Below are 382 nucleotides of genomic sequence, written 5' to 3'. Positions count from 1 at the left end.
GGTTGAAGATGACAAGCTGACTGTTGCGATAGACCGGTTTTTTGACAGCGACAGCGGGCTGGGCAATCTGGAAGATGTCGATCTGGGCCTGGATATCGAACCGGCCGATGGCAAGGAAACCACGCTAGCTACACAGAATGACGCTGACGATGCCCCGGTGGTGCGCTTCGTCAACAAGATGCTTATGGATGCCATCCGACTAGGATCATCCGACTTGCACTTCGAGCCCTATGAAAAGATCTTCCGCGTACGTTTGCGTACCGATGGCATCCTGCACGAAGTCGCCAGACCGCCGATCCATTTGGCAAACCGTATTGCTGCGCGTCTGAAGGTCATGGCCAGCCTCGATATTTCGGAACGACGCAAACCGCAGGACGGAAGC

1 protein-coding gene is annotated in these 382 nt (G+C 55.2%); it reads left to right on the top strand.

Features of this window, described 5'->3' with window-relative positions; translation table 11 throughout:
• The coding region (locus HUW62_RS47985) for an ATPase, T2SS/T4P/T4SS family (protein WP_176438252.1) at positions 1-382 on the top strand (382 nt) is incomplete at both ends.

This window comes from Myxococcus sp. AM011 (assembly GCF_013372595.1).
Lineage (GTDB): Bacteria > Myxococcota > Myxococcia > Myxococcales > Myxococcaceae > Myxococcus > Myxococcus eversor.
The sequence above is the reverse complement of the archived record's forward strand: the minus strand, read 5'-3'. Positions and strand labels throughout refer to the sequence as shown.